At 33.8% G+C, this 9,687-nt stretch carries 11 protein-coding genes; 1 reads left to right on the plus strand and 10 read right to left on the minus strand.

Annotated features, from left to right (window positions below):
• The 9 genes from VFS71_RS14970 to dnaA form a co-directional block, all read right to left on the minus strand.
• The coding region (locus VFS71_RS14970) for a DUF5683 domain-containing protein (RefSeq protein ID WP_326402237.1) at positions 1–224 on the minus strand (224 nt) is incomplete at its 3' end.
• The gene (locus VFS71_RS14975) at positions 224–1,123 is read right to left on the minus strand and encodes a ParB/RepB/Spo0J family partition protein (protein WP_326402239.1); all 900 of its coding nucleotides are present in this window, start codon (positions 1,121–1,123) and stop codon (positions 224–226) included. The genes VFS71_RS14975 and VFS71_RS14970, both read right to left, overlap by 1 nt.
• Before the next feature lie 4 nt (positions 1,124–1,127).
• The gene (locus tag VFS71_RS14980) at positions 1,128–1,895 is read right to left on the minus strand and encodes an AAA family ATPase (protein ID WP_315255600.1); all 768 of its coding nucleotides are present in this window, start codon (positions 1,893–1,895) and stop codon (positions 1,128–1,130) included.
• 257 nt (positions 1,896–2,152) lie between these two features.
• Positions 2,153–3,034, minus strand: a complete 882-nt coding sequence (locus VFS71_RS14985; protein WP_326402240.1) for an SDR family oxidoreductase — start codon at positions 3,032–3,034, stop codon at positions 2,153–2,155.
• A 128-nt stretch (positions 3,035–3,162) separates the two neighbouring features.
• Positions 3,163–4,290 carry a methionine aminotransferase gene (locus tag VFS71_RS14990; protein WP_326402241.1) on the minus strand — a complete coding sequence of 376 codons (1,128 nt, stop codon included), beginning with the start codon at positions 4,288–4,290 and terminating at the stop codon, positions 3,163–3,165.
• 356 nt (positions 4,291–4,646) lie between these two features.
• The gene (locus tag VFS71_RS14995) at positions 4,647–5,492 is read right to left on the minus strand and encodes a hypothetical protein (RefSeq protein WP_326402243.1); all 846 of its coding nucleotides are present in this window, start codon (positions 5,490–5,492) and stop codon (positions 4,647–4,649) included.
• Positions 5,493–5,686: 194 nt separating this feature from the next.
• Complete coding sequence (locus VFS71_RS15000; protein ID WP_326402245.1) at positions 5,687–6,409, minus strand: SAM-dependent methyltransferase; 723 nt, start codon at positions 6,407–6,409, stop codon at positions 5,687–5,689.
• A 108-nt stretch (positions 6,410–6,517) separates the two neighbouring features.
• Entirely contained in the window at positions 6,518–6,985 is a 468-nt protein-coding gene (locus tag VFS71_RS15005) for a low molecular weight protein-tyrosine-phosphatase (protein WP_326402246.1), read from the minus strand.
• A gap of 8 nt (positions 6,986–6,993) precedes the next feature.
• Positions 6,994–8,421, minus strand: a complete 1,428-nt coding sequence (gene dnaA / locus VFS71_RS15010) for a chromosomal replication initiator protein DnaA (protein ID WP_326402247.1) — start codon at positions 8,419–8,421, stop codon at positions 6,994–6,996.
• A gap of 183 nt (positions 8,422–8,604) precedes the next feature.
• Between dnaA and VFS71_RS15015 the strand changes: the two genes are divergently transcribed.
• Positions 8,605–9,009, plus strand: a complete 405-nt coding sequence (locus VFS71_RS15015; protein WP_310008943.1) for a thioesterase family protein — start codon at positions 8,605–8,607, stop codon at positions 9,007–9,009.
• Positions 9,010–9,039: 30 nt separating this feature from the next.
• Here the strand turns inward: VFS71_RS15015 and VFS71_RS15020 are convergent, their stop codons facing one another.
• Complete coding sequence (locus tag VFS71_RS15020; protein ID WP_326402248.1) at positions 9,040–9,669, minus strand: YigZ family protein; 630 nt, start codon at positions 9,667–9,669, stop codon at positions 9,040–9,042.
• Positions 9,670–9,687: the final 18 nt, after the last annotated feature.

The following is a 9,687-nucleotide window of genomic DNA, read 5'->3' on the forward strand; positions in this document are numbered from 1 at the left end:
GCTCCGTAAACTAATGGAATTTTCCAGTATTTTTTATTGTATGCTTGACCTAGACCAGGTAATATAGCCGAATAGAAAGCGGCTTTTGCAGGTGTCAAAGGGTCTATTTCTATTGATTTTAAAGTGTCATTTGGCTTTAAAACAGCTTCGGTTTTTGCTTGTGCAAAAACCGAAGCGTTTCCTATAAGAAAAAGCAGTAGCCCTATGGAAATGATTTTATTCACTACCCTTCTATTAATTTTATAATTCTGTTGAAGTCTTCTTCAGAATGAAAAGGAATTGTGATTTTTCCTTTTCCGTTTCCGGCAACTTTCACATCAATTTTTGTTCCGAAATACTTGTTGAAAGTACTCACATCTTCATCATTAATTTCAAAAGAAGATATTTTAGTTGGAATAGCTGGTTTTGGTTTTAAACTTTCGTGGTAATTTTTTACCAAAGTCTCTGTTTCTCTAACCGAAAGATTTTGACTTACTATTTTTTGATAAATATCTGTCTGAACATCATGGTCTTCAATATTGATAATTGCACGACCGTGACCCATACTGATAAAACCATCACGAATTCCGGTTTGAATGATTGGGTCTAATTTTAAAAGTCTTAAATAATTGGCAATAGTCGAACGTTTTTTACCAACTCTTTCACTCATTTGTTCTTGAGTTAATTGAATTTCATCAATCAAACGTTGGTATGAAAGTGCAATCTCTATTGGATCCAAGTCATGACGTTGGATGTTTTCAACCAAGGCCATTACTAAAGATTCGTTATCGTTTGCAATACGAATGTAAGCAGGGACAGTCGTAAGTCCAATTAATGTGGAAGCGCGTAAACGACGTTCCCCAGAAATTAATTGGTATTTATTGAAGTCCAATTTACGAACAGTAATAGGTTGAATAACACCTAACTCCTTGATTGAAGTGGCTAATTCACGCAATGACTCTTCATTAAAATTACTTCGGGGCTGAAATGGATTTATTTCTATAGCATCAATTTCAAGCTCTATAATATTCCCTACTACTTTATCCGCATTTTTATCTTCTACCGATTGAATATCGTTTTCAGGATCTTTTAATAATGCAGATAAACCTCTACCTAAGGCTTGTTTTTTTATTGCTTTTGACATACAACTATTTACTGTTTTTCTTTATAATTTCTTGAGCTAAATGAATATAGTTTACTGCTCCTTTGCTAGTTGCATCATAGTTGATAATGCTTTCTCCAAAACTAGGTGCCTCGCTCAATTTTACATTTCTTTGTATCACAGTTTCAAAAACCATATCGTTAAAATGTTTTTGAACCTCTTCCACTACTTGGTTTGATAAACGCAATCTAGAATCAAACATTGTCAATAATAAACCTTCAATGTCCAAATCAGGATTGTGGATTTTTTGGATACTTTTTATGGTATTCAATAATTTACCCAAACCTTCTAATGCAAAATACTCGCACTGAATTGGAATTACTACAGAATCTGCAGCAGTTAAGGCGTTTAAGGTCAAAAGTCCAAGAGATGGTGCGCAATCAATTAAGATATAATCGTATTGATCTTTTACACTTTCCAATGCTTTTTTAAGCATATACTCTCTATTTTCTTTGTCAACCAATTCGATTTCAATCGCAACAAGATCAATATGTGCAGGAATTACATCAACATTTGGTGACGAACATTTTATAATGGCCTCCAATGGTGTGTGACTATGTTCGAGAATTTGATAGGTTCCAATTTCAACTGTTTCTACATCAATTCCTAAACCTGATGTAGCATTTGCTTGAGGATCAGCGTCTATTAGTAATACTTTTTTTTCTAAAACACCCAACGAAGCAGCTAGGTTAATAGAAGTAGTTGTTTTTCCAACTCCACCTTTCTGATTCGCAATCGCTATGATTTTGCCCATTTATTTTCTAAATTTTGAACGGTAAAAATACAATTATTTATGGGTTTTGAAAATCTATTTTGTTAACAAAAACAAATAGTTTTCATACTCCCCAATTTATCTTAACAATACTCTGTATTCCTTGATTTTTTGTTAGCTATTATATCCAAAAAAAGAGAACTGTATAAATAGTTCTCTTTTTTCTGATTTATTATTTTGACTTTATTCGTGATTATTTTCAATAGTTAATGATGCTAATTACTGAATTTAAAGAACCATTAACTTCTTTTCTTTGCTTTAATCATCATTTCCAATTGATCCCAAAGTTCTTCGGGAATGGCTTCCAATAAATTGAATTGTCCTGCACCTTTCAGCCATTCACCTCCATCAATAACAACTACTTCTCCATTGACATAGGCAGAAAAGTCAGAAACTAAATAAGCGGCTAAATTGGCCAATTCTTGATGGTCACCGACTCTTTTCAATGGTACTTTTTTGGCCATATCAAATTTCTCTGCAAGGTCTCCAGGTAATAATCGATCCCAAGCCCCTTTGGTTGGAAATGGTCCTGGAGCAATTGCGTTGGTACGAATACCATATTTTGCCCATTCTACGGCAAGACTTCTTGTCATAGCCAGTACTCCTGCTTTTGCAGTTGCACTTGGAACTACATAAGCTGAACCTGTCCAAGCATAAGTAGTGACGATATTCAAAACAGTTGACGAAGTTTGTTTGGTGTCTATCCAATGTTTTCCAAAGGCAAGGGTACAGTTTTTGGTTCCTTTTAGAACTATATCAATTACAGTATCAAAGGCATTGGCTGATAAACGTTCAGTTGGTGAGATAAAATTTCCCGCGGCATTATTCAATAATACATCAACTTTGCCAAAAGCTTTCAACACAGCCTGAAGCATGTTTTCTACTTCTTCATAATGACGAACGTCACATTGTAATGGTAAACAAGTACCGCCTGTTTCTGTTTCTAGTTCTTGGGCAGTATTTTTTAGTTTTTCCAAGTCTCTAGAAGTAATGGCTACTTGAGCACCTAATTCCAAGAAATATTTGGTCATCGCTTTTCCTAAGCCACTTCCGCCTCCAGTAACTACTATAACTTTGCCTTTCAAAGCATCGTCTCTCAACATTTTATCAGTATAACTCATAATTTATTTTTTTGGATTGTAAATGTAATAAAATAAAATAGTATGCGTGCATAATAAATTATAAAATTTATTTTTTATTTGTAGGCACTTAGATTCTAAAAACTTTTTTTAACTTAGACTCTTAGCAACTATATTGTTTCCAATCTTCTCGCTGCTTCCTCCAGAGTTTGATTGTCTTTGGCGAAGCAAAAGCGTATTAATTTTAAATCTTTTCCATCTGCATAAAAAGTAGAGATTGGAATCGCAGCAACGCCATAGTCCGTAATTAATCGTTTGCAAAAATCAACGTCATTTTCGTTTGAAATATTGGCATACGAAACTACTTGGAAATAAGTCCCTTCACAGGGCATCAATTGGAATCGGCTGCTTTTTAATAATGATCTGAAATAATCTCTTTTTTCTTGATAGAATGGGCTAATTTCATTTATATCGACTAAATCCAAATATTCTGAAACTGCCACCTGGCAAATGCTGTTGACACTGAAAACCAAAAATTGATGCACTTTTTTGATTTCTTTCATCAAATATTCGGGAGCTACAAGATATCCTATTTTCCAACCCGTCACGTGAAATGATTTTCCGAATGAGGAAACAGTGATGCAACGGTCGAGCAGTTTTATTCGGGTGTGGGTTGAAATGTGTTTTTGTTCGAAAGTGATGTATTCGTATACTTCATCGGAAAGCAATAGTACATTGGGGTTTTTTTCCAAAAGTATTTCCAGATTTTTTAAATCGGATTCGTTTAAAATTTTTCCAGTAGGATTATGCGGATTATTGATGATAATCATTTTGGTTTTATCCGAAAATGCACTGGTAATAGTATTCCAATTTGGAGTGTAATCATCATTAAGTGATACCCGCATTGGTTTTGCTTGGCTTAACAATATTGGGGCCTCGTAACAATCGTAACTGGGGTCGAGAATAATTACTTCATCATTTGGTTTTAACAAAGCCAGTAATATGGTGAATATGGCTTGAGTTGCACCGGCTGTAACGAGTATTTCGGTTTCTGGTAAAATATTGCGATTATAGGACGATTTTACCAATGTTGCAATTTTTGCCAACAATGGAGGATAACCAGACATAGGAGTGTATTGATGAACGTCTTCAACTGACAATCGAGAAATAATTTCAGTTAATCTTTCGTCAACAGGGAAGTTTGGAAACCCTTGGGAAAGATTGATTGCATTATGTTCTGCTGCCATTTTGGACATCACTGTAAAGATGCTAGTCGTTACATTTGGTAGTTTACTCATGTAATAAATGAATTTATTTAGGAGTATAAAAGTAGTTTTTTTAAGTCGATTTTTTCTTTTTTAGGAGAACGATGTTCGGGAAAAGTTAATGATCTGGTGTAGAACTAATGTTTCTGCGAGCTGCGTGAGGGGTAGGAGCTGGTTACCTTGTAACGCGTATGACCCGACAGCATAAAAGAAATGGGTCGACTCAACAGTGTGATGAGTAGACCCATTTTTTTTATGGTGGCACGCCCAAAAGGACTTTGTTATTTACATTTTATGGATGATGAAAATAGTGGGGCGTTTGTGTAAATCGACAGTTTCATTTACCATACTGAAATTTTCTTTGTTTTTAATTATTGAAATTTTGAAAACTAATTTAGCTTTTCCAAATCCTTTTTAAATTTCTCGACGTAAGGGCCAAAGCGATCGTCTTTGTCAATTTGAGTAAGGTTAATCCACTCATTGAATTTTTTTAAGTTATTCTGACTGTAGAATGCACATAAAATATTAAATGCGTTTTCAGATTTATAAGTTTTGTCGGTTATATCCTTTTCTATTTTATAATAGGTTTTTAGTGCATCGGGGAGCTGGTTGTTATGTACTTGTGAATAAAGTAATTCTTTGTAAGCATAAGCATCGTCCGGCGTTTGTTTAATTGCTTCTTTCAGGATGTTAATTGCATTTTGAGGTTGTTTTAAACAATTATATGAAAAAGCAATCTCAGTTTTAAGTCCTTTGTAATTTGGGTCGATCTTTTTTACTTTTTCTAAATATGTCAATCCTTTAGCGCATTCGTTCCAGATGTTATAAGTAGAGCCCCATATGAATAACCTATTGGTTGAGTTTTCGTCTTCTTGATATGCTTTGAGCCAATCGGGAGTTTTTGAAATATCGAATTCGGCAAAATAAGATTCAGGAATGATTGCTACTAATGATTTGTTTGGTTGTAATCTAATTTTCATGGAGCGTCCTGCTTCATTTTTACTGATAAGAAATTTTTTATTGCTGTTTATTTTGAGTGAACCAGCAAAATCGAGAGTTAAACCCGCTTGACTGTCCATGTATACAAAACCATAGCTGTAGGAGCCGAATGAGTCAGATGAAAAGACAACCCATTTATTTTCGCAATCAATAGGTTTTGAATTGAAATTTAATTTGTCTTGAGCTACACAACAAATGTTTATAAAAAAGCTTATGATTAAAATGAAGGTTTTCATAATTATTGTTGGTTTTAAAAAGAAGGCTTAGTTGTAATTTTATTTTCAAAATTAAGAAAATTGTATTATACCGTTTCCGGTTGACTAATTGTTTTTTCAAAAAATATAAACTTATTGCTTTATAAATTTATAGGTAGTGGAAAACTCTCCTATTTTAAGATTGTATAAATAGATGGTGCAATAAATCTAATTGCTTACATCTTATGGATGATGAAAATGGTGGGGCGTTTGTGTAAATCGATAGTTTCTTTTTTCCATGCCGAAATTTTCTTTGTTTTGATGTATTCCGTTGGTAAAGTAATGTCGGTGGCGATACATAAATGAGTTTCAGGATGTAATGTCTGAATTAAATCTTCCAATAATTTGTTGTTGCGATACGGGGTTTCGATAAAAATCTGGGATTGATTTTTTTCGAAAGAGATTCGTTCCAGATTTTTAAAACAAGCTTTCTTTTCGTCTTTTTCAATAGGTAAATAACCATGAAAAGTAAAACTTTGACCGTTCATTCCTGACGCCATCATCGCCAATAATATTGAGGATGGACCAACAAGCGGAACAACTTGTATTCCTTTTTCGTGTGCCAATTTTACAATTACGGCGCCAGGATCGGCAACTCCTGGGCATCCAGCTTCACTCATAAGTCCCATGTCTTTGCCATCCAAAAGTGGTTTGATAAAATCTTGGTGGTCTTTGGGTTCGGTGTATTTATTGAGAACAAAAAGTTTTAATTCGGATTGTTTTTTCTCGGGATTGGTTAGTTTTATTGATTTTCGGGCTGTTTTGTCATTCTCAACCACATAATGATCAATTAGATCTACACATCTTTTTATGGTTTGTGGTAATACGTCCATAGGGTCGCAATCGCCCATAGTGGTTGGGATTAAATATAGTTTTCCAAGAAGAGGTGTTGATTTCATTTGATTGTTTTCAATTTTTGAAATAAGATGTTTTTTTGCCGTCTGCGAATGACATTGGAGGAAAGAGTCATCATTTTTAACAAAGTTATAAAAACTTATTTAGTTTTTTTAGGAATGTTTGGCAATCAGATTTTTGGCAATTATTTCGCAAGCTTCATCGAGCATTTCGTAAACCATGTCAAAACCATTTGCTACTCCGTAGTATGGGTCTGGAACATCAACATTTTCATTTGGAAAGATAGCGTCCAAAATGAGTTGGACTTTTTCTTTTTGGGTTTCGCTTTGGGCGAGATGAATCACATCGTTGTAATTACTGTTGTCCATTACAAAAATGTAGTCAAAAACATCAAAATCAGATTTTTGAAATTGTCTCCCTTTTTGTTTAGAAATATTTAAACCGTTTTTTTTGGCGGTGGCTATAGAGCGATTATCTGGAGCACGTCCAATATGCCAAGAGCCAGTTCCTGCAGAATCTACAAGAAATTTGTCAGTAGGAAGTTTGGAGGCTAATATACCTTCTGCCAATGGAGAACGGCAAATATTACCCAAACAAACCATTAAAATTTTGACAGGCATATTGCTTTTTATAGCGTTAATTTTGAATTAATATCCTCGACATACTTTTTGAATTGTTTGTCGGTTGCTACTAAATTATCTACTGTTTTACAAGCGTGCAATACAGTGGCGTGATCACGGTCACCAATTTGGGAACCGATATTGGCCAATGAAGCTTTGGTGAACTTTTTGGCAAAAAACATTGCCAATTGTCTTGCTTGTACAACGTGCCTTTTTCTGGTTTTGGATTGTAGAGTCTCTAAATCCAATTGGAAATAATCGGAAACAATTTTTTGAATGTAATCGATAGAGATTTCTCTCTTTACATTTTTTACAAATTTTTCCACGACACTTTTGGCAAGTTCGATAGTTACTTCTTTTTTGTTGAAAGAAGATTGTGCAATCAGTGAAATGATAGCGCCTTCCAGTTCACGAACATTCGATTTGATGTTGCGTGCTACATATTCTATAATGTCTTCAGGCATTTCAACACCGTCACGATATAGAATGTTTTTTAGGATTGAAATTCTCGTTTCATAATCTGGTTGATGTAGCTCAGCAGATAATCCCCATTTGAAACGGGACAATAAACGTTGCTCAATGTCTTGCATGTCAACAGGAGCCTTGTCCGAAGTCAAGATAACTTGTTTCCCGTTTTGGTGCAAGTAATTGAAAATATGGAAAAACACATCTTGTGTTCCAGATTTTCCTGAAAGGAATTGAACATCATCAATGATTAAAACGTCGATTAACTGGTAGAAATGAATAAAATCGTTTCTGTTGTTTTTCTTTACCGAATCAATATATTGTTGAGTAAAAATTTCAGCTGAAATATATAAAACTGTTTTTTCAGGATATTTGTCTTTGATTTCAACACCGATAGCGTGGGCTAAGTGTGTTTTTCCCAATCCAACACCACCAAAAATCAATAATGGGTTGAAAGATGTTCCACCTGGTTTATTGGCAACCGCCATACCTGCTGAACGGGCTAATCTATTAGAATCCCCTTCCAAGAAGTTATCAAAACTATAATTAGGATTCAGTTGAGATTCGATTTTTAAATTTCGAATACCAGGAATTACAAATGGATTTTTTAATTCTGGATTTAAGTTTTTAAATGGAGCATCCACTTCTTGAGCTTTCATTGGAGCTCTATTGGCACTTGGTAACTGTTCCGTAAACGGTTGTTTGTTACCATAAGTGTTTTCCATTTTGATTTTATAGAGTAACTTTGCGTTTTTTCCAAGTTCTTTGGTTAGGGCCACTTTTAATAATTTCACGTAGTGTTCCTCTAGCCATTCGTAGAAAAATTTACTTGGTACTTGAATATATAATGCATTATCGGTAAGTTCAACTGATTTAATTGGCTCGAACCAAGTTTTATAGGCTTGATCTTGAATGTTGTCCTTTATGAAGGACAAACAGTTTTCCCATACTGATTGTGCAGTCTTGTTCATATATCTAGTTAAATTTTTTTATTTGGGTACTTATTATCTTACAAAAAGAATGTGAAATAGATTCTTTTTTCGGGATAACAAATATGTGAACAATTATCTGTAAAAAAAAATATTTTAGGTTATAATTTTTGAAAATATTATTGTAAGGAGCTTTTTTAAGATTTAAATTTAAATTCATAATTAATGAAAGATCATCAAATTCAAGTTCGTGTTCGTTATTCAGAAACAGACCAAATGGGGGTTGTTTATCACGGAAATTACATACCCTATTTTGAGATAGGAAGGGTCGAATGGCTTAGAAACAAAGGGATTTCATATAAAGTAATGGAAGAAAGTGGTATTGGGCTCCCAATTGTGAATATGAATATTAATTATAAAAAATCAGCGGTTTATGATGAGTTATTGACTGTGCATACAGTTTTCAAAAGTCAGACGTCCGTGAAGATAGAATTTGATTGTGCAATTTACAATGAAGCTAAAGAGTTATTAACAACTGCCCAATTTATGTTAGTTTTTGTGTCCTTAAAAACGGGTAGACCAACAGCTCCGCCAGATTACATTTTGGAACTATTAAAAACTTTTGAATAATCGTCAAAATGAGTTCTTTTAAATGAGAAATTAGAGTTTTTTTATGTCAATTTCAAACAAAGAATTAAAAGTGTCGAATACCATTTCGGCATTTTTTTTTCTGGTTTTTATTACAATTTTTCCAATTGGTAAATTTGTTTCTTCATTTATTTCCATTTCTTGAGAAGTAATATCCAATTTTTTTTCTTTAATCACTCGCATCACTTTATTCATGTTTTTATAATCAAATGAAATTTGAAAAGGAACGTCAATCGTTTTTTCGATAATTTCACAAGATTCCAATGTGATTTGTGCCGAAGTTTTGTATGCCGAAATTAATCCGCCCACTCCTAATTTTATTCCACCGTAAATTCGAACGACAACAACAAGTACATTGGTGAGTCCGAAAGATTGTATTTGACCATAAATAGGAGTTCCTGCTGTATTGCTTGGTTCTCCATCATCATTGGCTCTGTATTGAATGGTTTCAGTTCCTATTTGATAGGCGTAGCAGTAATGGACAGCATGTGGATGTTGCTTTTTTAAGATTTCTATGATTGGCTTTACTTCTTCTTCAGACTCGATTGGATAAGCATAACCGAAGAATTTGCTGCTTTTTTCCTTGAATAATGATTCTTCAGACGGAAATGCAATGGTATTGTAGGTGTCTTTAATTTCCAAAAGGGATTCTTCTAAATT

The organism is Flavobacterium sp., assembly GCF_035760125.1.
Lineage (GTDB): Bacteria > Bacteroidota > Bacteroidia > Flavobacteriales > Flavobacteriaceae > Flavobacterium.